Genomic DNA, 26,604 nt, shown 5'->3' with positions numbered 1-26,604 from the left:
AACAAGCGAAGATATGAAACTAACCTTAAGCTTGAATTCTACAGAATAGTATTGTTTGGCCACATAAAAAACTCCCCAGGTAAACAGATTTTATATTTGATCTGTCTACCTTTAGGGGAGCATATCACTATCAATGGGTATGCCATTTATTCAATAGCAACAATCTTTTAGAGACAGCTTTTAATATAATATTCATGAAATAGCCAAGTTTGAACCCACTGTACAACCCATAGTTCCGGCAGTGTTCAGTTTTTTTACCAGACAGTCGAAAAGTAAACATAGAAAAAACTTTTAAATTACTTAAACACCAGATTCTTCAAAGTAGCTATTTTCTAGGTTTTCATTGAACTTAATACTCAGAGCTTTTAAATTTGCTTTTACGTAGGGAATAAATGATAAATAAAAGTGGAATGTAGCTATATATAAAATAGAAACCTACCTCTGAGGTGAATTTCCCTAGTGCATCTACTTTCAGACGGTCATCAATAAAGATGCTACAAAGTAATATGAATAGCATAATCGTATATAATGATTTCCTTGGTTTAATTTTCGTTATTTTCTTTAATATCCTCGTACAACACCAGATTGGAATACAGACGGTTGGAAGTATAACCAAAAGCCAAGTAAAGATAAAAATAAATTCAATTCGCATGATAAAAGGAATTTCAACAATCTTAATCATGGCTAATGTCGGCCATAATGTATGCTTAAGTCGACCTTGGCTAAAATAAACGAAGGTTATTAATGTAACTAATAGATATATGAAAGTTGTAAATGCTAATGCTCCATGTGCCCATTTTGCAGATTTAGAAGGGTGCTTAATAAATGGGAAGTAAATCAACAAGGACTCAAACCCAATAAATATAAGGGAAGATGCTTTAGAGGATTGAGCTATTTCCAGAATTGAATGGTTAAAAACCGGCATTAGGTTTCTAAAATTAGCATATTGTAAAGGAAAATATAACGTTAACAGAAGAATAGAAGGTAGAACCACTCCTAGGAAGCTTATTCCCGTCAATGTTCGGAATCCTCCGGTAATGATATAAATGATTAGACATGCTAACCCTAGGCTAAGCTCCCAAGTTTTGATCATTGGGAATACCCATACCTGTATAGCTTCTATATAAGTACGAAAAACGGTAAGAGCCAAAAGTAAAAAGTATCCAATTACAATAACCGATAAAAAATTCCCGATTTTTTCACCAAACGAAATTTGATGGATTTTTAACAAGTCTTTGGTAGGGTTACTAACCATTTTTAGTATCATCCATAATATAATATGAAGGCTTAGACCAGCGATAATAACTGAGATCCATGAATCATGTCCAGCATTTTCAATAATCGTATTCTGAAAGCTCAGAAGACCAATTCCTGTTTGAGAGGAGTGAATCAAAAAGAAAACAAAAAAAGTAGAAACTAAATAGTTTTCTTTATTATTTTGCTCCACTATCCTTCCACTCCCGTCTGTAGAAAGTTCACCTTCGTTTCAATTTCAAATTCTAAATTTGGGTATTGATCATTAAAGCTATCTTGCGTCCAATCCCGTTTTTCACTTCTAACTAAATCTCCAAATCCCACAGGATCTACTTGTTCCTCTTTAAACTCTTCCAATAACCTTTCAATTTTTGTGCGTAATTCTTTTTCAATCTTTGTGGATAATTTATCTACATCTTTCTTTTTAGAAAGATCAAGAGATCTTGGGTAATCTTCAATATGAGCAAACAAATCAAGTTTAATTTTCACCTGTGGCTTTTGATGAGTATTTTTAATGGAGACTTTTCGTTTTCCATACATAATTTTTAGAAAGATTTTCTCTTTCTGTTGGCTGATGAATTCATAAGTACCACTAATATTTTTGTCTTTAATGATCTTAAAGAGGAACGCTTCCCTATCCTGAAGGAGCATCATCAATTTGTCACCCTTAAAAATTCCTAAACCATCAACCATTATCTTCTCAGATTCATAAATGGTTAAGACCGGCAAGTAAACATCTTGCCCAGCACCATAGTATTGATTTAATACTGTATCAATGTTCGTTTGTGGCGTATTCCCGTATGTTATATTTTGTTCAATTACATCAGAGAGATAAAAGGGTGGAAATCTCATAGAAAGATTAAGGACTTCAGCAGCATCCACCTTTGATATTGCCATTTTTGCATTGTTTTCCATGATTGGATTTCTGACAAGAGTACCAATTAAATCTTTAATGCCTTTTTTTGCAAAAGGTTCACCCATTAATATTGTTCTTGTTTTTCCAATTGCAATAGGGTGTGGTACTTGTTGCGTAAACGTCGTAAATATTCCATTTGCAGTTTCGGATTCTGCTGTAAGAAGCTTTACTGGTGCCCCTGCTGGTACATCATAATGAACATGGAAAGAGGCGCTCCCTTTTATTTTATCATCTTCAAGATCATAGCCTAATGATTCAATTATTTTTAAATCCTCGACTATTTTATTCCTAGAGCATCCTACTATTAACAACAGGACATATAGGATTTTTAAAAATTTCATCATGGCCCACAACCTCTTGAAAAAGAAATAAGTTATTCGTTATTATAGTCATCCTCGATGTCTTTATGCTTTTTGACATTGTACCTATGCAACTTTAGAGGTCTAAAGAAGGTATACCGTTTAGTCGTGACGCTTAAAGAAGACCGAATAAAACTATCGTTTAAATCTCTGTACCTGAATGGGTATAGAGGTGCCAAATAGGGTGTGCCAAGAGATTTTAACCTTATTAGATGGCACAGGATAAAAGTAAGACCCAGGGTTACCCCAAAACCTCCCCAAATTGCAGCTAAGAGAATAAGTGGGAATCTTAATATCCGAATGGTATTAGACATCTTGAAAATAGGAGTAGTAAAAGAAGCAAGTGCTGAAAGAGCTACGATGATTAATAAAATGTTACTTGTAAGTGCAGCTTCAACAGCAGCTTGCCCAATTACAATACCTCCAACAATTCCCAGAGTTTGGCCTACTTTTGTCGGAAGTCTGGCTCCTGCTTCTCTCAAGAGTTCTATTGTAAGTTCTAAAAATAAAGCTTCCAGTAAAGGAGGAAACGGGACATTTGCCCTTGACATGATTAACGGAGTTAACAGATCTTCCGGAATGATTGCATAATGGTGTGTTAATACTGCGACATATATTGGTGTTGCAAAAATTGAAAAAAGGACACCTATAAATCGTATTAATCGAAAGAAAGTCCCTATTGACCACGGTGAGTAATAATCCTCTGCTGATATAAAAAAGTTAAATATACTAGTAGGTCCTGCGATAACATAAGGTGAACCGTCACTAATAACGATTACTTGTCCACTTAAAAGCATATAGATTGTACGATCCAAACGTTCTGTAGACATGAATAGCGGAAAAGGTGTATTTGCGTTATCAGAAATAATCTGATCTAGAATTGAACTATCGAATATAACATCCATATCTAAATCCTCAAGACGTTGTTTCATGGTTTGAATGTGCTGTGGATTTGCAATTCCATCAATATATCCAATCATAACCCGAGTGTTTGAAAGAGATCCTTTAGTAATTTCTTTAAAAACAAGATCTTCGGATGTAATTTGCCTTCTCATTAGGCTGAGGTTTGTATCAAGATCTTCGACAAAGCCCACCTTTGGTCCGATGACACTATATTCATTTTCAGCATCATTAAAAACTCTATAACCTTTCGTTCCATTCGAAAGATTAACCAAAATACCTTTCTCAGGAGTTTTCGTTAAATGAATGAATATGTAGCCTTTTGTAAGTTTGTTTATGAATACTTTAGCATCGGAAGTGATTTCTCGATCTTCTATAGGTATGGCATTCATTACATCCGTAAGTTCTGTAAATACCTCCTCTGCAGATTGAATATATGGAAGGAGATGATGATGAATTTTTTTTTCATCAATAAGGCTCTTATAATAGGAAAAATATATGGGTGACTCATTGACGCTTTTAGTGGAAAATTGGTAAAAATCATCAGATTTAGAAACCTCTTTAAACAAATCATGTATTGAATTGTTTTTTTGTTTTATGAAATTCCGCAAGGAACCATCACCTCCCCATATGAAAACAATCAAGTATTATTCTTGGCTAGTTTAGGCAATTTCTGGTGTTTTCATGTATTTGTGTTCGATGAATACTCATGCTGATAGGGCAGTTTAACGGAGTAAATGGATTCTACAGATCCTAAACAACCAGCTCGAAAAATGGGCGAAACTGAACAAAGAATTTATTGTTTAAATGCTTTCCACAATCGGGCGTAATTCAATAATTTTGGATTACATCCTTTGTTCCGTTAAAGGGGGCTTTTCTTCAATAAGACAACATAAATTGATCTTCAACAATCGGGCCATTTTCTTGAATAAAAGAGAAGGGATTATTCGTAAGTAAATCGAAGTTAATAAAAAAGATGTTATTTAGTTTAGCATTGGGACGTACTACTCAATATTAAGGAGGAAATCGATTATGAGCGACATACAGACATTACGAGGACTCACCACAGTCAGTTTTTGGACGGATGATCTAGCAGCGGCAAAGAAGTGGTACGCTGAGCTATTAGGCATCGAACCATACTTCGACCGGCCGGGATATGCTGAGTTTCGCCTCGGCGACTACCAGCACGAGCTGGGCCTGATCGATAGACGCTACGCGCCCGATGGTTCAGCGACCGGCCCGGCCGGTGCTGTAGTGTACTGGCACGTCGACGATGTAACAGCAACTTTCAAGAAGCTGCTCTCTATGGGAGCGAAAGAGTACGAGGCACCCACAGAGCGCGGAGAGGGGTTCTTCACTGCTTCCGTGGTCGATCCTTTTGGGAATATCCTAGGCATTATGTACAATCAGCACTATTTGGAGGTTCTGGGTTCGACCAGAAAAGCGTGACCCTCCCCGTCGGCATTCACAGTTCACCTAGGCTTGGCGTTGCACTGTGGGGCGTAACAATTATCTGCGCAGTGGCAGCTGACTCGATTTATGTTATGCTTATTACCACAACTGTTCGGTATTCGAATGCCGTTGGCAGAATATTCGAGTATTTAAGCGGCGGATAAGATTGACTCATGCTTCGTAAAGTCCTATATAAACGAACTAAATAGAAACTGCAGCTTCCTTTTTATGTTCAAATTTCCGATAAACAAGCGCAACCATCATCGACGGAATGGTACAAATAATCATCCCGATAAAGGCGTATCTTGGCTCGATTTCGTATAAATAACCGCCGAAAATCGTGAACACCGCAGTGCTCCAGCTAAGTGCCAGAGCTGAATACATGCCTTGTGCTTTCGGTATCTGCGCATGTGGAATATTTTTGATTAAGTATTTCATAAAGGCATAATGCCCCATTGCAAATGAACATGCATGCAATGTTTGCGCGATACAGAAAACAATAACATTTGGAAAGGCAAATACTAATATCCAACGTACGGATGAACCAAGTGCCGCTAGTGTCAGTAAGGAGCCTACTGAAAATTTATGAAAGCTCTTATCAGCGATTGAGAAGAAAATGATTTCTGCGATCACGGCAATGTTAATAATCACGCCAATTAAATATTTCGGTGCATGGGTTTCTTGTAAAAAAATATAGCCATAGTTGTAATAAGAAGCGTGTGCCGATTGCAGTAAAATTACAATGATGAGCACCAAACCAAAGTGTTTGATGCGAAATAATTTCAGCATGTCGCCTTTTTTTGTTTGATCCGCTTGCGGTTTTTCAGATAAAACAACGGGTGCACGCATAAAACCAAGACACATGAATACCAATGTGCCGAGAAACAGCGCCCATAAAATCACTTCATCCCCAAGCGCCCCTGTAAAGACGGTTAAGATCATGCCGGCCACGACAAACCCGATGGATCCCCACGAACGGCTCTTCCCGTAGTGTCTTAATTGTTTACTTTGCACAAGGAAGCCAGCCGCACTGTCTAAAGCAGGCATCAAAGTTGGGTAAAAAAAATGCAAAAGTATCGTTACCACAAGTAAGCTAGCAAAGGAACTTGCTGGAATACAACACAGAATGGCAATTAGCGTGCCGATTGCCATCCCATTTATTAAAGTTTTACTACTAAATTTCCCCGATAAATAAGGAAACGCAACTAATGTAGAAAGGCCTCTTGCAACCAAACCTAAGCTCATAATCAAACTAGCTTGTGAAACCGTAATCCCTTTTGTATGAATCATCCATCCTGTCCAATAGGGTAGAAAAACGCCCCATGTCATATAAAAACTAAAAAACTGTCTACTCATCCAGCGTTGTGTGTTCATTCTGTATTCCCCCATTGTTTGCATGATATCATGGAGACACGTACAATAATATGAGATATCTCATTTTTTTGAGGTGGGTTATGGAAATTTATAAAAATGAGAAAAGGCAACGCTATTTGGATGAGTACTCCATTACTCATTTATTTTCTTTTCCGATTGAAGAGTTTATACAAGTGCATGAATATAAACGCGATGAATGGATTATTCAAGAAGGCATGCGACCGGATTTTTTATTTTATGTCATTGAAGGAAAAGCAAAAATTTATGTAACGCATCAAAATGGGAAAGTTTCCTTAATTAATTTTATCAACACGAATGATTATATTGGGGAAATGGAATTATTAAATGAGGTGTACTATACAAAAGGGATTCAAACCTCCACTAAGACCGTTTGCTTTGCGCTTCCTTTTCATCACTGTCGCGCACAAATGCTAGAAGATGCGAGATTTCTACGTGAACTAACTAAGTTTTTAAGTGTAAAAGCAACACAAATGGCTGCAAAGTATTCGCAAAGTCTCGCCTTCCCGCTTGAAAACCGGCTTGCGGATTTTATTTTGCAAACCGCTGCTGAAGAGGTCTATAAGGAGAAACACGTAACTGTTTGTGATTTTTTAGGCGTCTCCTATCGACACTTATTGCATGTGCTTGTACAATTTTGCGATAAAGGGTATTTGCAAAAGGAAGGACGTCACTATCGCATTCAGCAGCACAACCCACTATATGAACTTGCTGAGAAGTTGAGGAATAAATAACGGGCGCTATCCATGAAAAAGGGTAGTGCTCTTTTACATTTAAAGGGCCAGATTATTGAAGATTGGCAGTTCTTTTTACAAAGGAATCGAAGTTGAACTCATAAAACGCAGACTCTCAGCCAAAAGAAAAAACACCAATTATCGGTGCTTTTTCTTTGATACACAAGGCAGCTATTATCCAATTCGTCACACTCTAGTCAAGTAATTGTCGAGCTGATCAAAGGTTCCACCAAAACCTTGCTTCATTGATTCAAACTCTTCCACAAATCTCTTACGTTCTGTCTCAGATGCATTTATAGGACCACCTCGAAGGGTGATTGTGGTTTTGCCTTCATTTTCTGAAAGCGTCAGTGTATTTAATACTTCTAGCGGCCAGATCGGGCTAAATGGTGCACGGATCGTATTGCCCTCTTCATCAGAAAATGAATTAATGAAGACGATTTTCTCTGGTGCAATGATTTCGCGATAAACAAACTTGCCCCACATTTCGTGGCCATCAGAGGATCGCATGCAGTAGTGAAAGACGCCATCTGGGCGGAGATCGAACTTAGTTATATCTATCGTGAAGCCTTTCGGTCCCCACCAGTGCTTCAGATGCTCAGGCTCGGTCCACGCCTTGAACACAAGCTCGCGTGGTGCATCGAAAGTACGCGTGATAACCAATTCGCATTCAGCAGTGTTCATTGTAATGCTGTTTGTTACATTTTCCTTTGACATTCCAATTCCTCCTTAAATGTGTAGGTTGATACTATTTTAGTTACATTGTTAAGCTATTCTTACTAATCAATGAAGCGGATTTTATTTTTTTGTGATGGAAAATATAAGAGCCGGCTATCAAAATGAAGCCGATAATAAAAAGCAGCCATCCACTGGCAGGGTCGCCAACAGATATGCTTGAATACATAGCACCCGTTAAATCAAATACAAAACCTGCATAAGCCCATTCCTTAATTCTCGGAAAGCCAGGAATAAGTATCGCCACAACACCTAATAGTTTGGCAATTCCGAGAAAGGGTAGGAGGTAGGTTGGATAGCCTAAATGATTAAATAAAGCAACTGCATCGGGAACAGACATTATATCCGGAATAGAACCAAAAATCATTAATGCCACCAACGGCCCTGTAAAAATCCAGTATATAATTTTTATTTTTTTCATTTACTCATTTCCTCCCTTAGTTTTGTATATTAACCGCATATTGCAAATTTCCTGTTTTGGTGTGTTTTTGTTCCTTAAATCTTCGCCAATTGTTCCTCAAGACGATCAAGCGTGGATTTTGCTCCCTCAATGGCGCCGTACTCCTTGACCACCTTATCCAATTCGGCAGCAGACTTGAAGAGCATCCGCATGGTGAGCTCGGTCCTATTTCCTTGCTCTGCAAACGTTACAGTCACTTGAAATTGTTCGTCCTCTTCTCCCCCGCCATGGGAATAAACAAGTAGTTCGGGGCTTTCAACTTCGATGTAGACGATCTTATTGTCATAATCGACACCATCGGGACCGTGCATGACGTAATGCCATACACCGCCTGGCTTTACGTCTATTTCTTGAACCGTAATCGTAAAGCCTTTTGGTCCCCACCAATGCGGTAAATGTTTAGGGTCAGTCCAAGCCTTATATACCAGCTCACGTGGAGAATTAAAGACACGATTGATAATGAGTTCCCGATCTTCTACAGACGTAAAAGTGTTATTCGTTGTTTGGCCTTCTGCCATGATTTCATTCCTCCAATTTCGTTTTTTTAATGCACTTTTGCAGGACTACTGCTTGTCGTCATGGTTCACTTCCTTACTTTGCAGGTTCTGCAGGTAATCGTCTAAGCGGTCGAATCTCTCGTTCCAGATGTGGCGGTAAGACTCCAACCATGCATCAAGCTCTTTGAACGGCTCGGCCCTCAGTTTGTAGATCCGTCGATTGGCCATCGCCTGCACCTCTACCAGCCCGGCATTATTAAGTACACGAAGATGTTTGGAAGCTTGCGGCTGGTTAAGCCCAAGTCGATCGGCAATTTCCCCTACTGTGAGAGGCCCGTCACGCAAGAGTTCTACGATGTGTAGTCGGTTGGGCTCAGCAAGAGCATTCAATGTTGTTTTCATGAATTAAACATACACAAATAGGAATATTCCTGTCAAGGTATATTGTGAAATTTTTTTCCGAATTTACGTTCCTTGTTGCCTCTGTAACCGAAAGGGGGTTTTTCAACATCTATTTTAATGGGTGCAGTTCAGCGATGAGCATGTGGCTTATATTTTAGAAAGAAGTTGTGGTGCAACAACAGGATTTTCACCTCAATTACCCATTTTAAATAAAGATGATGATTTTCAAAATGAATCGGGAAATACATTTAGGTCAGATAAAGATTTTTCGGTTGAATGGCTGAAAAGAATCTTAAAGTCATTTATGATAAATCTGCTAAGACTTACGAAATGGATAAAAATGTGAGTGGGATTAAGATTGAATATGTAGTACTCCATTAAAGGGCGCTTTCCTGTAAGAGAGGGTACTGCAAAGTCCATTTTTTAAAAATGAAAAATGGTAAAAGAAAAACGAGCCTCCAGAATCGTTTTTAAGGCTCGTTTGGCATTGAAAGGGAGACATTTTTGCCCCCCCTAAAATCGCTCTTTTTCGAAAACTACCACTTTTGCAGGACCCTCGTAAGAAGGATCACGCCCATTTTTAAGGGCCAGATTGTTAAGGACACTTTAAAAAGCTAAAAAGGTTCGTTAATTTAGAAACTTTGTTATTTTATTCTATAAAAAATGGTTAAACTATTTTATTAAAAGCAAAATTGAGGTGATAGCATTGAAAAAACTCATTTTCACACTAATCTTTATTCTCTTTATTTCTGCTTGTTCATCTGAAGATAATTATCAATCCGAAAAGAATGAAAGGGAGGCAATTGAAGTATTTTCAAGACAAACTGAGGTAATTGCAAGAGATTTAAATATTCCTTGGAATATTAACAAACATGACAATACCTTTTATTTGAGTCAACGGGCAGGTAATATTATTAAAGTTGATGGTGTTAGCGGTTCAAAAACAGTTCAAAATGTAGAAGTTACAAAGGAAGTCCTACATGAAGGTGAAGGAGGATTTTTAGGGTTCATTCTTGCACTCGATTTTGACATTTCCCGAGAAGCTTTTGCCTACCATACATATAAACAAGATGGAGAAGTTTATAACCGAATAATCGTCCTTAAGCTTAATCAAAATACGTGGAAGGAAGAAACGATATTACTAGAGGGAATTCCGGGTGGAAGAATTCATAACGGTGGTCGAATCAAAATTGGTCCAGATGGGAAATTGTATGCTACCGCTGGTGATGCCGGGAACTCAGAAAATGCTCAAAATGTAGAAATTTTAGCAGGGAAAATTTTACGTATGGAATTGGATGGTACTGTTCCTAAAGATAATCCATTTAAAAAATCATATGTTTATTCCTATGGGCATCGAAATCCACAAGGATTAGACTGGGATGATGACGGAAAACTATATAGCTCTGAACATGGTCAAACGGCTCATGATGAAATTAATCTGATTGAACCCGGAAAAAATTACGGATGGCCGATAATTGAAGGTGATCAGCAAGCTCCTAATATGGTCTCTCCATTATATCAAACAGGAGATGACACGTGGGCTCCATCAGGAATTGCAATTAAAAGAAAAAAAATCTATGTGGCCAATTTACGAGGTGAAAACATTAAAGTATTTAATCTAACTGACCGTACCGTGGATACTTTATTTGAAAATGCGGGGAGAATGCGGGATGTGCTGATTGAAAATGATACATTATTTATGATTACGAACAATCGTGACGGGCGAGGAAATCCCCGAGAAGGTGATGATAAATTATTCAAGATTTCTTTACTCGAGTAGGTGAGTGTTAACTTTTCCATTTTATTTTAGATTAAACTACTTTTTTGTTATCAACAATAACTGACTAAGTTGTTGGTGACATCCTGAGCATTATATTATAGTTTCTCCCTTCTTCCACAAACGAGCGCTTTCGTTGAATAGCGCTGAGCTGTTTATGCAGCTCTTTTTTATTTAATAAATGGGCAGGATAACGGAATTAAGTTCAAGAATTTATGAAGATGGAAATGTTGAAAAGAGGTAGTGAAAATATGGGATGACCGTTCTGTTTTCCTGGATCAGATACAGAACAAAGAGTCGTTCTCAGTAATGAATATTATTTATTCGTTCAAAAACCTCAAAAAGTATTATTAGGTTCAGGTTTAATTGAACCAAAAGTACACAGGGAAAATGTATTTGATCTAATTTCTCTGGAATGGCAAGCTACTTTTGATCTTTTACATCAAGTTAAAGCATTGCTTGATAAAGAATATAAGCTAGATGGTTACAATGAAGTGGGTATGATTATAAAGGAGGGAAGTGCAAAACGATGGATTTCGAAATAGTTATGCAGGAACTGGAAGCGCTCGGTAAGGAACGAATCAAAAAGACTTACATAAGCAATGGTGCACACGAGCCGCTTTTTGGTGTGGCTACAGGCGAAATGAAGCCGCTCGCAAAGAAAATCAAGGAAAATCAGCCTTTGGCCGAGCAGCTTTACGCCACCGGGAACTACGATGCCATGTATTTTGCCGGCATCATTGCGGACCCAATGACAATGACTGAGGCGGATTTTGAGCGTTGGATGGATGCGGCGTATTTTTATATGCTGTCCGATTATGTGGTTGCAGTAACTTTGGCAGAAACCGATTTTGCGCAAGTTGTTGCCGATAAATGGATCGCAAGCGGTGAAGAACTTAGAATGTCGGCAGGCTGGAGCTGTTACTGCTGGCTTTTGGGTAATCGCCCGGACGGTGAATTTAGCGCAAGCAAGATTGCCAGTATGCTTGATCAGGTGGAAAATACGATTCACGATTCTCCAGATAGAACGAAATCCGCTATGAATAATTTTATCTACACAGTCGGGATTTCATATTTGCCGCTCCATGATAAGGCGGTTGAAACCGCAAAGGCAGTAGGCCCAGTCGAAGTCAGGCGAGGCAAGAAAAAAAGCAGTATCCTGCTTGCTTCCGAAAATATTCAAAAGGATATAGATAGAGGGAAGCTTGGTTTCAAACGCAAAAATGTAAGGTGTTAGCATAGTTTAATAGTGTAACTACGCTAACTGGAACGAGAGCTCAATACATCATTCAGTATCGTTAGTTATTCCAAAGTTGCGCATTTTTGAAGAAAGGGGAACTTTAAAAACTGGAAGTTCCCTTCGCTCTATTAATGATAGAAAGATTCTAACTGGTCCACTTTATTGTTTTAAACTCACCATGTATCAAAAATATAAATGTTGTTTTTTATAACTAGTTCGGTCATTAATTTATTGCATGAATTCAGTTATCTTTCTATAGGAAATAACGCCATCTGTCATTTGATGAAAGGTCTGATGGTTTACAATCTCTTCGCTGATTGTCCGTAACAACGTTAAGGTGGCTCTGAATGGGCCGGATCCGCAGCTGAGCCTTTCGATTCCGATATTCGATAACTCCGTTAAAGAAGGCATCTCAGGGTCAACCAGTAAGTTGATAGGACAAGAAATTTCCTCTCTAATGTTTTTAATAGTCTTCCTATCATTTAAGCCTGGAATAAAAATGCAATCTGCACCTGCATCTTGATAGGCTTTTGCTCGCTTTAAAGCTTCCCGAAAACGTAATGAGGCATCCCCGACATTTAACCAATATATGTCTGTTCGTGCATTGATAAATAATGACGTATTGTTGGATTCCGAAAGTTCTTTGATAGCTGCTATTTTTTCCTTTTGTGATGAAATATCAAATACAGGTCGGTTAGAATCACCTGTACCGTCCTCGAGATTTATGCCGATAGCTCCAGTAGTAAACACTGTTTTTACCGTTTCTAAAACCTCTTCAACCGTCTGTCCATAACCTGCTTCAATGTCTGCGCTAACTGGAACATTTACTGATTTGGCTATGTTTTCAATAGTTTCAACCATTTTGTTAAGAGGTAAACTTTGCCCATCCGGGTACCCTAAAGAAGCAGCAATGCCAGCACTTGTCGTTCCAATAGCTTTAAAACCACTTTCTTCAAACATTTTTGCACTGATGACATCCCATGCATTTGGCAGAACAAATGTAGACGATTGCTGATGTAAGTGATGAAAGTTTTTTGCCTTTAATGATTGATCTTTGTTATTCATAAAGTTAAACTCCTTTCATGATTTAGATTATAAATCCTTTTTGCTTTATATCTATTGTAAGAGCTAAATTATTCGACTATCATCGAAATATGGAATTCATATTAAGGGGGAGTTGAGATGAGTTCGAGTCCAGACGCTTCAACGATTGCTTCGTTAATAAGCGACCCATCACGTGCAGCCATCTTAACAGTACTCATGGATGGAAGAAGCCATCCAGCAGGAGATTTGGCTTATGTAGCAAACATAAAGCCACAAACTGCAAGCTTTCATTTAGCGAAGATGCTTGAAGTGAATGTGGTGTCTCTAGAAAAACAAGGAAGGCATCGATATTATCGAATTGAAAATATTGAAATAGCAAAAGCCCTCGAAACGTTGCTAGCCATTTCACCTCAACCAAAGGTTAAATCATTCAAACAAGTAACGGAAAATGAAAACTTGCGTTTTGCACGTACTTGTTATGATCATCTCGCCGGAAAACTCGGAGTAAAACTTATGGATGCTCTAGTAGATAAGGGGTACGTCATTGAGAAAAGCAATGATATTTTGATTACGAAGGATGGCGAGATATTTTTCGAGTCATTTGATATCCGCTTAGATATCGTGAGAAAAAAGCGTCGATCATTCCTCCATAAATGCTTAGATTGGAGTGAAAGGCGCCATCACCTTGCCGGTGCATTAGGTCATGAACTTTTTGAACGCTTTTTCGAATTAAAATGGATCGAACGAATGGAAAAAACAAGAGCGATAAGAATAACTTCTGCAGGTAGAAAAGGGCTTAATGAACTTTTATCAATTACATTATAATAAGTGTTAATTTAATACCTATGAAGAAAACTGTCTTCAGCAATCTGGCGCTTATCTGTAATAAGGTAAGTGTCCTTTTTAATGGAATAAAAGATTGAGTTAACCACCTAATTTTGAGGGAGGATTCTTGAATAAGGGTTATGCAATTTTTAATCTCCTTATTTTGTTTTAAGAGTAGCAATTTACCAAAATAAAAATGGTTTACATCCCATAAATACCCTATAATTGGAGCAATACGAAAAATAAAAAAAATAGATGGGAAGAAATCCAAAATGAATACTATTAATGACATGATTATGAAGATTTCGTCTGTTTTCTCTCAGTTAGAAGAAGTGGAAGGTGTTGTACTCTCTGGCTCTCTTTCAACAAATACCCAAGATGAACATTCTGATATAGATTTGTATATTTATAGTGATCAAGAAATCCCTACCAGCACTCGCAAAAAATTGTTAGAACCGTTTTCGGATTATATGGAGATTAATAACCAGTATTGGGAAACAGAAGATGATGGAACGCTAAATGAACCAAATATTGGCATAGAAATTATATATAGAAATTATGCTTGGATTGAAAACGAACTTATGAAAACGGTAGTGAATTTCCAGGCTCAGGTCGGTTACACTACATGCTTTTGGAGCAATTATTTAAATTCCAAAATATTATATGATCAAAATGGTCAATTAAAGAAGCTACAGGATAAAATTAACGTAGCCTTTCCAAAAGAATTAAAAAAAAATATCCTTAACAAAAATTACCCTTTATTACGAGACAGTGTTACATCCTACTATTTCCAAATCGAAAAAGCACTAAAAAGAAAAGACTACATAAGTGTCAATCATAGGGTTGCTGCGTTACTTGCAAGTTACTTCGATATTATATTTGCGATTAACGAGTTGCCACATCCTGGAGAAAAGAAGTTAATTAAGATCGCACAAAAAACATGCAAATATCTCCCAGACAAGATGGAAGAAAACATAATCATGATTCTTAGCAACAATACCATAACACTATTAAGTGACATAAATGATCTGGTTGACAATTTAGATGATTTGGTAAAAAGTAATAACTTATAACCTTTTCCTGCTGAAGTTCCAGTCCATAAATAATCAATACAAAGATAACATCCTGGCTGTTAAAACCGAGAATCGGTTGAGTTAATAGCCATCTATTAGAAGCTTCATAGTTTATTCCATTTTCGGGTGCTTATCTGTTATAAGGTAAGTGCCCTTTTTACTGGAATAAAAGATTGTGTTAATCATCTGAAATAATTGGTATTAAGCAATCGGGCAGCATTCCTGTAATGAAGAAAAATGGTGTTTGAACAAAAAAATAACCTCTTGGTATGATATGAGTGACCTGAAGCTGGCCAGCGAAAAGGACAAAACATAAATACCAGGAGGCCTTTAATATGAATTATAACCAACATGAAAAGATTGCTCAAATTACTTCTGAAACACTGATTATAGGTGTAGAAATTGCGAAATACAAGCATGTAGCTCGTGCTCAAGACTTAGAGGCCAAGAGTTTGGTGCACCTTGTCATTTTGAAAATACTAAATCACATTTTGATTTTTTTTTAGGCTGGATAAAACATTTGGATGAAATCTTAAGAAAAGCTAATAATCCAGAGTTATTCCTTTCTTTATAGAGGGAGTTTAGTTGAAGAGTGGTTTCAAGAGTTCTGATCAACAATCGGGCCATATTCTTGAATAAGAGAATGAAATATTAGTAAGTGAATCGAAGCTCAAGCAGAAAACTTTGATGTATCAACGATGTAAAGAATCCTGTATAAACGGCTAAAACGGTTAAATTATTAACTAGGTACTAATATTCTGGACAGCCAGGGGTGCCTTAATTATATTCTTCGCTCTTTATTAATGGTATAATATGGGTGATTGTATCAGTGAAAGGGGAGAAAGAGATGAACAAACTTGTTTTTAAACAATTTGAAATGACAAGTGAGTACTTCATCAAGATCGTAGGGTCTGTTTCCAAGGATCAAACTGATGTGCAGCCAGAAGGTTTCAATAACACAATTCATTGGCATACTGGTCATGTTTTGACAGTTACTGAACAAACTATGTTTGGTTTTCCTCATGCAACAACCCATCTTCCTGCAAACTATATGGAATTGTTCGGGAACGGTACGAAACCAGCTGATTGGACGGGGAATGTACCTACTATGGATGAACTTATGGTACAGCTAAAAGATCAATTGGTTCGCCTTCAGGAAATTTCAGCTGAACAGCTAAACCACACCCTGGAGACGCCATTCATGGGATGTCAAACCTTTGGAGAGCTGGCGGGTTTAACACTAATGCATGAAGCAGCTCATATGGGACAGATTCAAGCAATGAAGCGAATAATTGAATATACGAGTGTAAAAAACTGAATTTGACAAGATGGCATAACAATAAGAAAGCTATCAATAGGTATGGTCATTTTCCTCCCTTCTCTTCACGATAGAAGAGGTGTTTCACGTTATTAGAGTGTATTAGATAGGCTTTATAAGCTGTCTTGTTAAACAACGGTAGCTATAAGTGCCAAGCAGGCACTAAAGCTTTCTTCCACAATCGGGCGCCATTCTTTAATAAGAAGTCGCCTTGCATTTGGGCCAGTTTGTTGAAGAATATTGTCTTGTTTTTTCTTAACTTATAATGAAATAAATGGTATATTACTTAAAATATCACCAAAATAAATAGGGAGTCACTTATGGGGAAAATTAGCTATTCTATTGTTGATGTTTTTTCGCAAGGGAAATATACAGGAAATCAACTTGCTGTTTTTAAAAATGCTGGAAATATTTCTGATAGTGAGATGCAACAAATAGCCAAAGAAATTAATTTTTCTGAGACTACTTTTATATTATCTGATGCAAAGAATGACAATGGTTATGACGTTCGTATCTTTACACCTAATGAAGAGGTTCCTTTTGCTGGACATCCTACTTTAGGAACTGCATATATCATTCAAAACGAAGTATTAGAGGGACCCTTGGATAAACTTATTTTAAAATTTAAAGCTGGAAAAATTCCAGTTTCGTTCGATAATCAAGAAGAAATTCTATGGATGAAACAAAATGAACCCACATTTGGTAGTATCTTAGATTCGAATAAGGTTTCAAATGTTTTAAATATAGATAAGGAATACATAGATGAAAGGTTTCCTATCCAAGAGGTTTCAACTGGACTTTCAGTGATTGTTGTACCATTAAAATCTTTAGAAGCCATTAAAAAAGTAAAGATAAATAAAGAAAAATACTTTGAGTTAATTGAATATACTGATGCAAAAGCAATTATGGTTTTTTCTCCAGAAGCGTATAATTCGGCAAATGATTTAAATGTTCGAGACTTTGCAGATTATTATGGTATTCCCGAAGATGCAGCTACTGGAAGTTCTAATGGTTGTTTAGCTTCTTACTTGGTTAAATACCGATATTTCGAAAAAAGTGAAATAAACATTCGTGTAGAACAAGGATATGAAATCAAAAGACCTTCTTTGTTGTTTTTAAAGGCAAGTGATGATAATGGAAAAATCAACGTTTATGTAGGAGGCAGAGTAGTGAAAATTGCCCAAGGTGAATGGTTTCTATAATCTTCAAACGAAGTGACAATGTGACTCATCAAAGTGCTTTGGTGAAACTAGATCACTACGATGCTTTAAGACTTTTTCCAATTGATTATCATGACTTAAAAGCTTAATAAAAACACCGTGAGATACTTACGGTGTTTTTATTTAACTAGGATCGTTCTCATCTATAGATAAAGTTGTTACTTCCGTGTAACAGGTATTTGGTTATCTGAGTTTGCTGAAGCATATATTGAATTCACCAAGAAAGGATACAATATTATAGTAGCAAGTCCTCTTGGTGGAAGAAGTATAGTTGATCCCGGCAGTGTAGATGAAAATACCCCGAAAGAGATCTTAGATACAAAAATATTTGCAAGCCACGCTGAAACTTGATGAAGTATCAGACGAAGATTTCGACGCTATTTTCTTGCCTGGTGGTCATGGAACGATGTTTGATCTCCCAGATAACCAAAAACTTCAGGAATTATTACGTGATTTCTATGAAGGGGATAAGATTGTTGCTGCTGTTTGTCATGGTCCTGCTGGCTGGGTGGGTGCAACATTATCGAATGGTCAGCCACTTGTAGCTGGTAAACGTGTTAATACGTTTACAGATAGAGAAGAGGCAGATACAGGTTTAGGTGAGCATTTACCATTTTTATTGGAAAGCAAAATTCGTGATTTAGGAGCCATTTTTGTGGCTGCTCCAAACTGGTCAACCTATTATGAAGTCGACGGTAACCTGATTACAGGACAAAACCCTCAGTCCACGTTATCTGTAACCGAAGCAGTGATTGAAAAATTAAGTTAAGAGTTAAGGAGGCTGATAAAGAAAATATCAGTCTCCTTCTTTCTTCGAAGATTTAGCTTTTATTAAAGCTAAGTAATGAAAATTTAAAAGGGAGGGTTCTAGATGAGCTCAATTGAAATAATCATGATTTAACAAATAATGCAACGCAGAAAGGGTCTACGGTTGCTTTAAACTCCCTCACACTAGGATCATTTGCTATTGGGTCTTTCATTCAATTTCTTTTTGACTCTTCTGTGACCAAAGTAGTGGTAGAGCAGTAAGTATACCAGTACCATTTATAAATTATTTCTTTAATGCCTGGATAGTATGGTGTATACCTATTTCAAAGGGTGTTTGAATAATAGGGCCAATATGCTGTTCATATTTACTTCCGTCAAGAAAAACAGGTGTTTCAGTTAAATAAGACATTTCTACCATTTCACGCATGACAGGACTAAACCATCCAATTATTTTGATGGTTGTCTTTTTGAGAGGAATCACTGGTTTTTTTTGTGCAGCGGAAGTTTGTGCAAGTTGGACAAGCTTTCTACCTGTTATTTTATTTCCAGGTATGTTCCAATTTTGTCCATATGCCTTTTGGTTTTCAGCAAGTTCAATAATCATTTTTGCTGCATCGGGCAAATAAATATATTCTCTATGCATATTTAAAGAGCCTATATATGAGGATAATTTTCCTTTTGAAATATTTAAGATGGTCATGCCTAAATAAGAGTTAATATTAGCAGAGGGGCCATAATAATCTGGCAATCTTACAATTACTGGATTTGCCCCGTTCCACTGATCGCTAAAAATAAGCTTTTCTAATTCAAGTTTTATTTTCCCTTTTTTTGTATGAGGTTTTTTTGAATGCTCTTCATCTACAAACTTTTTTGTTGCTTTACCATAAGGATAAATCCCATCTACAAACACAATTTTTTTTCCTAATTTATTTGCTGCAGTCATTACAGCTCTACCTAAAGTTAGTTGTGACGTTTCCATTTCATGATAAGGAACAGATACACATTGAAAAATAACATCAACTTCTTTTGATGCTTCATAAATACTCATATAGTCAAATGCATTTCCTTCTTGCAGGGATAATAACTCAGAATTACCGAGTTTTTGTTTTAACTGATTAAGTTTAGTTATGGAACGTCCAAAGGCTATTGTTTGAATCTCTCTTTTTATTAATTCTTCTACAATAGCCATCCCAGTTCCACCAGTTGCACCTAGGACTATGACTTTCTTCATGTAAATTCCTCCCTTATTTTAGTTAGTGATTAATCAATAACAAATAATTTTTTAAAATAGACGATTCTTAATCGTCTATTTTCATTAGTTCTGGAAGTTGCAGAGATAAAGAAATATTGCATAACATGCCTCTTGCTAAAAATAATAATGTTTTTTCAGAGGGATTCTCCATGCCAGAAGTTTTAAAAGCATTCAGTACAGTAGATTGAATCTTCATAAACTCTTCTTGCATAACCTTTATAATGTTTTCTTCCCTTATTGTTTGTGCCTGCATTTGTAATAAAATTTCATTTTCATTATGGTTCATAATCTCTGTATAAGCTGCAATAAGTTCCTTTTCAAGATTTTCGACTTTAGCTGATCGAATAACTTGTAAAAAGGAATCATTAATTCTTGACCAAGAAACCTTTAATGCCTCCTCAAGTATAAGCTCTTTTGAGGAAAAAAAACGAAAAATATATGGTTGAGAAATTTTAGCCTTTTCTGCAATTTTCATTGTAGTTGCCCGATAATAACCTTCTTGTGCAAAAACTTCAATAGCTGCTGAAATAATTTCTTCTCGCCTGTTAACTGTATTTTGCCTTTTTTTTGACAATGAATTTACATCCTTTATTATTTAGTGATTGATCAATTACTAATATAATATAGATAAAAAGAAATAGCAAGTGTATATATATGCAAAGTTCAATACTACTTTTCCTTTTCTCAACTATCGAGTGCTCAAGTCAACAAGCATAGCATAAGGATCTTTAAGGTTATACTGGCGTTTGAAAAAGTGTACTTTTACATCAGTATCACTGATTAATTGGGTTTAAATGGAAATATATTATGGGATTTATGGAAGATGTTGAGTTATACTGAATTCAAGACTAAGGGAGTTTTGAAGTAGAAAGGGGCATATTTAGGACCGAAATAAAAATTTTCATTGGATAGATATTATTGAATATATTACTATGAATTCCAGATTATAAACAATTAAAAAGGAGGGAATTTATTATGAGCAAGCTGTTAAGCTTCGGAAATTTTTCTTTTGCTATCCTTTATGCTCATTTTCTTAACAATTAGAAAGACGAAAAAAAATATTCTCCTAATACCCTTGCCCATTATTGGAGGCGTTACCTGGATATATAGTGTAATTGCTTTTGTCATTGCCATCATTATCATAGTAAATAGGAAAAGAACTAATAATATTTCAAAAGATCAGTAATTAGGTTCTGGTGCAAAAATCTATTCCTAGAAACATAGAGAACCAGTTTCCTTTAAGTTGCTAGCGAACGTTTTTTTGCGCCAGAACCCAAAGAGACGCTCTTTTTAAAGAAAAAGCGCCCGATTGATTGTATTTAATGATTAAAAGAGATCCCAACATTCGTAGATTAGCTTTTATAGGATGTCGACTTCTTAACATTTGTTTGTTTCTTACTCTTTTTCTTCTGATTGGTTAATATAGCAAACCCTACTTTAGGGTGGAAAAGGTGCAAGGGAGGCCGCATCAAATTCATTACTCTAACTAATCTAAGATAAACTTCCGGATCAAAAGCCGAAAGCTGATATACTTTTTTACTATACCATTGTTTAATCGGCTGTATGAGAGGTTTGTCTCCATTAATATCGGGGTGGCGAAATGCCTCTGTAATTGCCATCTCCCATGGAGTTGCAATCAAATTAGAAAATCTCTTGTGAAGTGTTTTGGTGAACTTTTTATCAGGATACGCAAAATTTTTAAAATAACTTTTTAACTCTAAGGCTTCCATAGCAGCGACAGATATCCCTTGTCCAAATACCGGGTCAAAGCGACAGTGAGCGTCTCCAACAACTAGGAAACCCTCCGGGACTCTGCAAGGTCAAAACGTCGACGCACCTGATAAGGAATCGTATGTATTTTTATTTCTGAAATTGGCTCCACTTGTTCTAGAAATTGAACCACATTAGGGACGGGTAACTTTTGTGCATAAGAGAAAAATTCCTCATTTGTTCTTGGCGCACTTTCATTGGCATAACCACTAAAGGTAACAGAAAAACGATTCTCTTCAATCGTTTGAATAAATGCACCGTAAGGGTTTTCAGGGAAACTGGGAGAAATCAGAAGATTACACCAGTCTGGACGGTCCTGATTTTTCAGACGAAAGAGTTTGGTGGCATAAAAAAGTTGAATCCACACCTTTTCTTCCTTAACCTCTATACCAAATGATTTTAGCCAATCTACACTCTTTGAACCAAATCCGCTAGCATCAACAACCATATTTGCAAGAAGTTCTTTTTCTCTTCCTGTCTTAAGGGAGCGCACCCGTACTCCAGATATTTTATTATGTTGATGATCTAATAATAGTTGCTCGGCCTTTGTTTCGTACTCGGTTGCAATATTGGGAATTTGATCAATACGGTGTTGTAAATGCCACTCTAACATAGGGCGGCTTTGTTGAACCATTTCTAATTCTCCTAGAAATCGTTTTTTCCAGAAACCAAAATGATGCCACTTCAAATCTCTTGTAAAGTTATTTACAATACTCCCGTCCTCTATTAATTGATCAAAGAAGTGTGGAAACAATTTCACAATTGCTTCTTCTCCTCCTTTTAATAAAACATGAGGATGATAGCTTTGTGGCACTCTCTTGCAAGGGGCTTTTTCCCTCCATCTTTCACCTGCTTCCAAGATGATTACTTGTCGAAAAGTATGTGATAGGGCTTTAGCAGCTAGTTTCCCAGCGATGCTTCCTCCGATAACTATTACTTTCTCCAATATGATTCTTCCCCCAATCTCCCTGCAAGTATTCTCCTTCACTCGATATAATGAAATTTTATCTTCCTTCTGTAGATTTCTTAAACCATACATTCCACAACCTCTAATTAGCATAAAATACCGACTGTGATTTATTACCATTATGCTTCATAGAATGTAATTTTGAAACTAATTAGTATTAATTAAACAATCTTTTTTCATTCAATAGCAGAATTCATTAAGTAATTTTAGGATTAGGCCCTATAACACATAAAACTCTTTTTTTCAGTGTTTTGGCATGGGGTACCCCATCGATTGAAAAAGACCAATCCGGATAAAGAGAAATTCAATATTAAAAGAGAAGATCTTGCATTAACTAAAGGGCGCGTTTATTTAGGAACGCGTCTCTTTCGTGTATTGGACCAGGATTCTGGAGTAAGAAAGGAAATTAGATGGTTCATCTTGAATTTTTGAGTTATGCCAAAAAAGGTGCATGATAGTTGAAGAATGAATGTATGGGTTGTCCGAAACTTTTAGCTAAATAATTCGTATAACTATTAACTCTAATAAAGGCAGGGTGTTATCTTGGAAACCAATATTCAAACTTCTAAAAGTGTTGAACCTGTAATTAAAAAAGAAGTTAGTTTGAGAACAATACTAAATGTATTAGGTATTTTTATCATTGGTGGATTAATATTCACTATTGTAACTGGTCCAGTTTCTTTGAATGAAAAAATGGAGTTTTATATAAATGAAGAATTGAAAATGGATGGGAAGGAACTCAAAGAATTTATGCCATTTACTTTTGGGAGTGCTGTAATCTATTACTTTTTAGTGAATATATATTTCATAGGACGTTTATGGAGAAAGGTATTTTTTACAACGCTTATCCTTCTAACTGGTTTAAGTTTATATATGGTTTTTTATCTTATAACCAATTCAACACCACATTAATTTTTATATTCTTATTCAAGTAAGGGGCGCTTTTCTGTAGCGAGGGAAGTGCTTCTTTTACATTTTTAGACAGAATGTAGAATTATAAAAGGATTATTCAAAAATGAATCCAATTTAAATAGGAGAGATTTTGATGGAATTTTGGGATATATATGATAAAAATAGAAATAAAACTAAAAGAAAACACGAACGTGGAATCCCCTTATCTGATGGTGATTATCACTTAGTTGTTCATGTTTGGATAATGAATGACAAAGGTGAAGTTTTGTTAACGAAACGACATCAGAACAAACCTCACCCTAATTTGTGGGAATGTCCGGGTGGATCTGTTTTAGCAGGTGAAGATAGTCTTGAAGGCGCTATAAGAGAAATAAAAGAAGAAATAGGGATTGACCTTTCTTGGCGTGATGGTAAATTGGTTAAAAGCGAACGTCGTGACGCTTTTAATGATTTTTATGATGTGTGGTTGTTTAATCAGAGTTTTGAAATTACAAATACCACACTTCAACAAGAAGAAGTGAGCGATGCTAAATGGGTATCAAAATCAGAACTTGAAAACATATATAAAAGTAATAATTTAGTTCCTACCCTTAGTTATTTTTCAAATACTCTACCATGAAATCACTCTGTAGATTTATCTAATAATTAATACACAATCGGGCGCAATTCTGCAGCAAGAATTGTGCTCATTCCTTTTGGATAAGGGTGCGATTACTGCAAATGTTAATTAGTTTTTTTAACTACTTTGGAAGGGATTCAGTCAAAAAAGGGCAATGCTGAAATAATCAGTTCGCCCTTTTTTGCATAATTATATACTATTACATCCTAATACCTTTACGAAAAAAATCATTCAAGAATAATTTATATTGGAAAAACTCTATTTAAAAGCATAATTAAATAATCCAAAGTATAAAGGTCCAATTAAGATAAGTAGTAAGCATACAATAATTACTGTCCTAATAGCAGGCGGTATATCTTCATTCACTGTCTCTTCATTGAATTTCTTTATACCAAAAACTACATCCCATATTAAACCTCCTACAAATACAAATTTCCAAATAAGAGGAGTAAAGATTTGATTATTTGTCACATAGCCAAATAAACCTATCCATGTGACTATTGAGAACACAAAATCTAATTTAGCAACAGTTGTATTATAGCTACCTTTTACTAATAAGCCAATCGCTGTTATACCCAAAAATGCTAGGTATATTGACCACAATATATTAAGCATAAACTACCTACCTTCTCTCTAATATCCTTAATATAATAATATAAGTTTAGAATTTATAAAAGATATTATTGTTAATGAGAAGTTCATTGTGTAAACGATAATTTAATTAAGAAAGATGGATATTTGAAAGGAAGCTAATCGCCAGCATTGGTGCTTTGGGGAAATCTTCATAATAGTAGCTCATTTCTTATTCCAATTAAAGGGTGCTTTAATGGAATAAGAAACCCAAAAATGATCAAACCTTTTTATAAAAGAAAAATCCAATAGAATCTTCAAAAAAGCGTGTTTTAATCAATCTTTTTTAAAAACACGCTCTTTCTTTTTGTTCGTTTATCAAGGTTTTTCGTATCATTTTGATCAAATTTTATTTTAAAGTAACAATATGCCGCAAAGAAGAAGGGCAAGCGTACACCATATTCTGCAATAAAGCCACCGATACCAGGTCCTATAATAAAGCCAGTGCTATGGCGGCAGAAATATAGCCCATCGCTTTTGCCCGTTCCTGAACTTATGTAATATCTGCAACATATGCAGTAACACCTGGCATAATAAAGGCGGCACTAATTCCCCCTAAAAAAATCTTCCACAATCGAACGCCATTCTCTAATAAGAGATGCGTTTATTTTTTATTAGGGCTAGATTGATGAAAAAACCTAAAATATTTAAAAATTTCTTAGAGTTAATTTTTTAAAAGATAGGAAAATGTTTAAACACTATATTTACCCTTTTATTGCAATTGATGAAATTTACTCTTGAAAAGCCCTATTTATTAGGTTACCCTTATAGTGGTAACCTAAATGGAAGGGAGTTTTAGTATGGATAAACGAGTTTATTTATTAACGATTGTCTCGTTTGTTGTAGGTATGGTTGAGTTGATTATAGGTGGCATATTAGACTTGATCTCGACGGATCTGAGAGTCAGCCTCGGGCAAACAGGATTCCTCATAACTGTATTTTCGCTTGTGTTTGCTATTGCAGCACCCATTTTATTGACTATCACGTCAGGAATGGAGCGGAAGAGTTTAACATTGTTTGCCTTATTCGTATTCTTCATAGGGAACGGTGTAGCTGTAATAAGCTCATCCTATAGTATGTTATTAATCGCACGCATTATTTCTGCTGTGAGTGGCTCTTTGCTAGTAGTTTTATGTGTAACTATAGCTTCAAATATTGTTTCCGAAAAATATCGCGCACGTGCAATCGGAGTGGTATTTATGGGGATCAGCGCCTCTCTTGTACTTGGAGTACCAATTGGGTTGATGTTGGGAAATGCCTATGGTTGGCGAGCTCCTTTTATCATGATCTCAATATTAACCGTGCTTTCAATGGCTGGTGTACATTTCTATATGGGGAGAATTGATCCTAAAGCTTCAATACCAATATGGAAACAGTTACGTACGTTAAAAAATAGGAAAATATTATTTGCCCAATTGACCTCTTTTCTTTTTTTGGCTGGCCATCTAACGTTATATGGATATTTAACTCCATTCTTAAAAATGACGTTAGGGCTCGACGGAACATGGGTTAGTATTGTGTATTTAATCTTCGGTGTTGCAGCAGTAGTTGGTGGAGGTTTTGGAGGTATGCTAGCGGATCGATTCGGCACCAAACCTGTAATTCTATCTGTGATTGTTTTCTTTGGATTATCTATCTTTGCGATTCCCTATACTACATTCGCTTTACCGCTATTTTTAGTAGTTATGATCATATGGAGTATGCTAAGTTGGGCGATTACACCAGCCATACAAAGCTACCTCATTGAGTCGTCTCCTGAAACTTCTGATATTCAGCAAAGCTTAAACAACTCTGCACTTCACTTTGGGATTGCTTTTGGCTCTTTAATAGGTGGAATTGTTATTGAGTATGCTTCTGTCGAACTAAACGCTACAGTGGGTGGTTTATTTATCATTTTAGCTCTAGCGACAGCAACTTTTTCAATGTCTAAAGAAAGAAGAGGATCCTTGTCCTTCTCTGGAAATAGCGAAGTGAATTAGAGGGTAAATACAAAGATAAGATTAAAACATAAATTACTTTTAAGACACTGCCAAAATTATGTTGTTTTAAATGATAATAAGTATAAACTTAGTTTTCGTGTCTAGCTTT

General features: G+C 36.2%; 23 protein-coding genes and 4 pseudogenes. 13 read left to right on the top strand and 14 right to left on the bottom strand.

The genetic code is table 11. The annotated features are described in order from the left end of the window. Window positions 1–349 precede the first annotated feature (349 nt). From QFZ72_RS16215 to QFZ72_RS16205, 3 genes are read right to left on the bottom strand one after another with little or no spacing between them, the layout of a single operon-like run. A complete protein-coding gene (locus QFZ72_RS16215; RefSeq protein ID WP_307435156.1) occupies window positions 350–1,447 on the bottom strand; it encodes a GerAB/ArcD/ProY family transporter in 1,098 nt (365 codons plus the stop codon). After that, window positions 1,447–2,514, bottom strand: a complete 1,068-nt coding sequence (locus QFZ72_RS16210; protein ID WP_307435155.1) for a Ger(x)C family spore germination protein — start codon at window positions 2,512–2,514, stop codon at window positions 1,447–1,449. Before QFZ72_RS16210 ends, QFZ72_RS16215 begins: the two co-directional genes overlap by 1 nt. Window positions 2,515–2,543: 29 nt before the next feature. Further along, complete coding sequence (locus QFZ72_RS16205; RefSeq protein WP_307435154.1) at window positions 2,544–4,040, bottom strand: spore germination protein; 1,497 nt, start codon at window positions 4,038–4,040, stop codon at window positions 2,544–2,546. A gap of 421 nt (window positions 4,041–4,461) precedes the next feature. Here QFZ72_RS16205 and QFZ72_RS16200 point away from each other — a divergent pair, with 421 nt between their 5' ends. Beyond that, window positions 4,462–4,878, top strand: coding sequence for a VOC family protein (locus QFZ72_RS16200; protein ID WP_307435153.1), 417 nt, complete (start codon window positions 4,462–4,464; stop codon window positions 4,876–4,878). A 204-nt stretch (window positions 4,879–5,082) separates the two neighbouring features. On the opposite strand, the gene QFZ72_RS16195 is transcribed toward QFZ72_RS16200, so the two are convergent. Next, window positions 5,083–6,255, bottom strand: a complete 1,173-nt coding sequence (locus tag QFZ72_RS16195; RefSeq protein ID WP_307435152.1) for an MFS transporter — start codon at window positions 6,253–6,255, stop codon at window positions 5,083–5,085. 80 nt (window positions 6,256–6,335) lie between these two features. Between QFZ72_RS16195 and yeiL the strand changes: the two genes are divergently transcribed. Then, window positions 6,336–7,007: a transcriptional regulator YeiL gene (yeiL, locus tag QFZ72_RS16190; RefSeq protein ID WP_307435150.1), complete on the top strand. Its 672-nt coding sequence runs from the start codon at window positions 6,336–6,338 to the stop codon at window positions 7,005–7,007. Between the two features lie 186 nt (window positions 7,008–7,193). On the opposite strand, the gene QFZ72_RS16185 is transcribed toward yeiL, so the two are convergent. The 4 genes from QFZ72_RS16185 to QFZ72_RS16170 form a co-directional block, all read right to left on the bottom strand. Next, window positions 7,194–7,724 carry an SRPBCC family protein gene (locus QFZ72_RS16185; protein ID WP_307435148.1) on the bottom strand — a complete coding sequence of 177 codons (531 nt, stop codon included), beginning with the start codon at window positions 7,722–7,724 and terminating at the stop codon, window positions 7,194–7,196. Between the two features lie 40 nt (window positions 7,725–7,764). Next, on the bottom strand, window positions 7,765–8,163 hold the full coding sequence (locus QFZ72_RS16180) for a DoxX family protein (protein WP_307435141.1): 399 nt from the start codon (window positions 8,161–8,163) through the stop codon (window positions 7,765–7,767). 74 nt (window positions 8,164–8,237) lie between these two features. Beyond that, the gene (locus tag QFZ72_RS16175) at window positions 8,238–8,720 is read right to left on the bottom strand and encodes an SRPBCC family protein (protein WP_307435140.1); all 483 of its coding nucleotides are present in this window, start codon (window positions 8,718–8,720) and stop codon (window positions 8,238–8,240) included. 45 nt (window positions 8,721–8,765) lie between these two features. Further along, on the bottom strand, window positions 8,766–9,101 hold the full coding sequence (locus QFZ72_RS16170; RefSeq protein WP_307435139.1) for an ArsR/SmtB family transcription factor: 336 nt from the start codon (window positions 9,099–9,101) through the stop codon (window positions 8,766–8,768). A 697-nt stretch (window positions 9,102–9,798) separates the two neighbouring features. Between QFZ72_RS16170 and QFZ72_RS16165 the strand changes: the two genes are divergently transcribed. Together QFZ72_RS16165 and QFZ72_RS16160 are read left to right on the top strand one after the other, a co-directional pair. Further along, entirely contained in the window at window positions 9,799–10,881 is a 1,083-nt protein-coding gene (locus QFZ72_RS16165; protein WP_307435137.1) for a PQQ-dependent sugar dehydrogenase, read from the top strand. A gap of 526 nt (window positions 10,882–11,407) precedes the next feature. After that, a complete protein-coding gene (locus QFZ72_RS16160) occupies window positions 11,408–12,115 on the top strand; it encodes a DNA alkylation repair protein (protein WP_307435130.1) in 708 nt (235 codons plus the stop codon). 231 nt (window positions 12,116–12,346) lie between these two features. Here the strand turns inward: QFZ72_RS16160 and QFZ72_RS16155 are convergent, their stop codons facing one another. Further along, window positions 12,347–13,183 (bottom strand): isocitrate lyase/PEP mutase family protein, encoded by an 837-nt coding sequence (locus tag QFZ72_RS16155; protein ID WP_307435128.1) that lies wholly within the window; start codon window positions 13,181–13,183, stop codon window positions 12,347–12,349. A gap of 117 nt (window positions 13,184–13,300) precedes the next feature. Between QFZ72_RS16155 and QFZ72_RS16150 the strand changes: the two genes are divergently transcribed. From QFZ72_RS16150 to QFZ72_RS16125, 6 genes and pseudogenes are all read left to right on the top strand, one after another. Then, a complete protein-coding gene (locus QFZ72_RS16150) occupies window positions 13,301–13,987 on the top strand; it encodes an ArsR/SmtB family transcription factor (protein WP_307435126.1) in 687 nt (228 codons plus the stop codon). A gap of 272 nt (window positions 13,988–14,259) precedes the next feature. Further along, the gene (locus QFZ72_RS16145) at window positions 14,260–15,060 is read left to right on the top strand and encodes a nucleotidyltransferase domain-containing protein (RefSeq protein WP_307435122.1); all 801 of its coding nucleotides are present in this window, start codon (window positions 14,260–14,262) and stop codon (window positions 15,058–15,060) included. Window positions 15,061–15,395: 335 nt separating this feature from the next. After that, window positions 15,396–15,583, top strand: a pseudogene (locus QFZ72_RS16140) (IS110 family transposase); the annotation flags it as partial. Between the two features lie 324 nt (window positions 15,584–15,907). Beyond that, on the top strand, window positions 15,908–16,378 hold the full coding sequence (locus QFZ72_RS16135) for a DinB family protein (RefSeq protein ID WP_307435120.1): 471 nt from the start codon (window positions 15,908–15,910) through the stop codon (window positions 16,376–16,378). 320 nt (window positions 16,379–16,698) lie between these two features. Further along, window positions 16,699–17,580: a PhzF family phenazine biosynthesis protein gene (locus QFZ72_RS16130; RefSeq protein WP_307435119.1), complete on the top strand. Its 882-nt coding sequence runs from the start codon at window positions 16,699–16,701 to the stop codon at window positions 17,578–17,580. 195 nt (window positions 17,581–17,775) lie between these two features. Beyond that, window positions 17,776–18,367, top strand: a pseudogene (locus tag QFZ72_RS16125) (type 1 glutamine amidotransferase domain-containing protein). Window positions 18,368–18,649: 282 nt separating this feature from the next. On the opposite strand, the gene QFZ72_RS16120 reads toward QFZ72_RS16125, so the two are convergent. The 3 genes and pseudogenes from QFZ72_RS16120 to QFZ72_RS16110 all read right to left on the bottom strand — a co-directional run bounded on the left by QFZ72_RS16120 (window position 18,650) and on the right by QFZ72_RS16110 (window position 22,337). Then, on the bottom strand, window positions 18,650–19,597 hold the full coding sequence (locus QFZ72_RS16120) for an NAD-dependent epimerase/dehydratase family protein (RefSeq protein WP_307435118.1): 948 nt from the start codon (window positions 19,595–19,597) through the stop codon (window positions 18,650–18,652). Between the two features lie 67 nt (window positions 19,598–19,664). Continuing rightward, window positions 19,665–20,192: a TetR/AcrR family transcriptional regulator gene (locus QFZ72_RS16115; protein ID WP_307435117.1), complete on the bottom strand. Its 528-nt coding sequence runs from the start codon at window positions 20,190–20,192 to the stop codon at window positions 19,665–19,667. A 778-nt stretch (window positions 20,193–20,970) separates the two neighbouring features. Further along, window positions 20,971–22,337: pseudogene (locus QFZ72_RS16110) on the bottom strand (Rossmann-fold NAD(P)-binding domain-containing protein). A 561-nt stretch (window positions 22,338–22,898) separates the two neighbouring features. On the opposite strand from QFZ72_RS16110, the gene QFZ72_RS16105 reads away from it, so the two are divergent. Together QFZ72_RS16105 and QFZ72_RS16100 are read left to right on the top strand one after the other, a co-directional pair. Then, complete coding sequence (locus QFZ72_RS16105) at window positions 22,899–23,267, top strand: hypothetical protein (protein WP_307435116.1); 369 nt, start codon at window positions 22,899–22,901, stop codon at window positions 23,265–23,267. Window positions 23,268–23,400: 133 nt separating this feature from the next. Then, complete coding sequence (locus QFZ72_RS16100) at window positions 23,401–23,886, top strand: NUDIX hydrolase (protein ID WP_307435115.1); 486 nt, start codon at window positions 23,401–23,403, stop codon at window positions 23,884–23,886. A 258-nt stretch (window positions 23,887–24,144) separates the two neighbouring features. Here the strand turns inward: QFZ72_RS16100 and QFZ72_RS16095 are convergent, their stop codons facing one another. Together QFZ72_RS16095 and QFZ72_RS16090 are read right to left on the bottom strand one after the other, a co-directional pair. Then, window positions 24,145–24,501, bottom strand: coding sequence for a hypothetical protein (locus QFZ72_RS16095; RefSeq protein WP_307435114.1), 357 nt, complete (start codon window positions 24,499–24,501; stop codon window positions 24,145–24,147). 383 nt (window positions 24,502–24,884) lie between these two features. Continuing rightward, window positions 24,885–25,075, bottom strand: a pseudogene (locus QFZ72_RS16090) (MFS transporter); the annotation flags it as partial. Window positions 25,076–25,316: 241 nt separating this feature from the next. Between QFZ72_RS16090 and QFZ72_RS16085 the strand changes: the two are divergent. After that, window positions 25,317–26,495 (top strand): MFS transporter, encoded by a 1,179-nt coding sequence (locus QFZ72_RS16085; RefSeq protein ID WP_307435113.1) that lies wholly within the window; start codon window positions 25,317–25,319, stop codon window positions 26,493–26,495. Window positions 26,496–26,604 lie beyond the last annotated feature (109 nt).

Origin of the sequence: Bacillus sp. V2I10 (assembly GCF_030817055.1) — a bacterium.
GTDB lineage: Bacteria > Bacillota > Bacilli > Bacillales > Bacillaceae > Bacillus_P.
This window is presented reverse-complemented; position numbering and strand designations above follow the sequence as displayed.

What these genes read in the sequence shown, in the direction of transcription:
- QFZ72_RS16210 (WP_307435155.1), bottom strand. Translation starts at nt 2,514, where the DNA reads ATGATGAAATTTTTAAAAATCCTATATGTCCTGTTGTTAATAGTAGGA.
- QFZ72_RS16200 (WP_307435153.1), top strand. Translation starts at nt 4,462, where the DNA reads ATGAGCGACATACAGACATTACGAGGACTCACCACAGTCAGTTTTTGG.
- QFZ72_RS16195 (WP_307435152.1), bottom strand. Translation starts at nt 6,255, where the DNA reads ATGAACACACAACGCTGGATGAGTAGACAGTTTTTTAGTTTTTATATG.
- yeiL (WP_307435150.1), top strand. Translation starts at nt 6,336, where the DNA reads ATGGAAATTTATAAAAATGAGAAAAGGCAACGCTATTTGGATGAGTAC.
- QFZ72_RS16185 (WP_307435148.1), bottom strand. Translation starts at nt 7,724, where the DNA reads ATGTCAAAGGAAAATGTAACAAACAGCATTACAATGAACACTGCTGAA.
- QFZ72_RS16180 (WP_307435141.1), bottom strand. Translation starts at nt 8,163, where the DNA reads ATGAAAAAAATAAAAATTATATACTGGATTTTTACAGGGCCGTTGGTG.
- QFZ72_RS16175 (WP_307435140.1), bottom strand. Translation starts at nt 8,720, where the DNA reads ATGGCAGAAGGCCAAACAACGAATAACACTTTTACGTCTGTAGAAGAT.
- QFZ72_RS16170 (WP_307435139.1), bottom strand. Translation starts at nt 9,101, where the DNA reads ATGAAAACAACATTGAATGCTCTTGCTGAGCCCAACCGACTACACATC.
- QFZ72_RS16160 (WP_307435130.1), top strand. Translation starts at nt 11,408, where the DNA reads ATGGATTTCGAAATAGTTATGCAGGAACTGGAAGCGCTCGGTAAGGAA.
- QFZ72_RS16155 (WP_307435128.1), bottom strand. Translation starts at nt 13,183, where the DNA reads ATGAATAACAAAGATCAATCATTAAAGGCAAAAAACTTTCATCACTTA.
- QFZ72_RS16150 (WP_307435126.1), top strand. Translation starts at nt 13,301, where the DNA reads ATGAGTTCGAGTCCAGACGCTTCAACGATTGCTTCGTTAATAAGCGAC.
- QFZ72_RS16145 (WP_307435122.1), top strand. Translation starts at nt 14,260, where the DNA reads ATGAATACTATTAATGACATGATTATGAAGATTTCGTCTGTTTTCTCT.
- QFZ72_RS16135 (WP_307435120.1), top strand. Translation starts at nt 15,908, where the DNA reads ATGAACAAACTTGTTTTTAAACAATTTGAAATGACAAGTGAGTACTTC.
- QFZ72_RS16130 (WP_307435119.1), top strand. Translation starts at nt 16,699, where the DNA reads ATGGGGAAAATTAGCTATTCTATTGTTGATGTTTTTTCGCAAGGGAAA.
- QFZ72_RS16120 (WP_307435118.1), bottom strand. Translation starts at nt 19,597, where the DNA reads ATGAAGAAAGTCATAGTCCTAGGTGCAACTGGTGGAACTGGGATGGCT.
- QFZ72_RS16100 (WP_307435115.1), top strand. Translation starts at nt 23,401, where the DNA reads ATGGAATTTTGGGATATATATGATAAAAATAGAAATAAAACTAAAAGA.
- QFZ72_RS16095 (WP_307435114.1), bottom strand. Translation starts at nt 24,501, where the DNA reads ATGCTTAATATATTGTGGTCAATATACCTAGCATTTTTGGGTATAACA.
- QFZ72_RS16085 (WP_307435113.1), top strand. Translation starts at nt 25,317, where the DNA reads ATGGATAAACGAGTTTATTTATTAACGATTGTCTCGTTTGTTGTAGGT.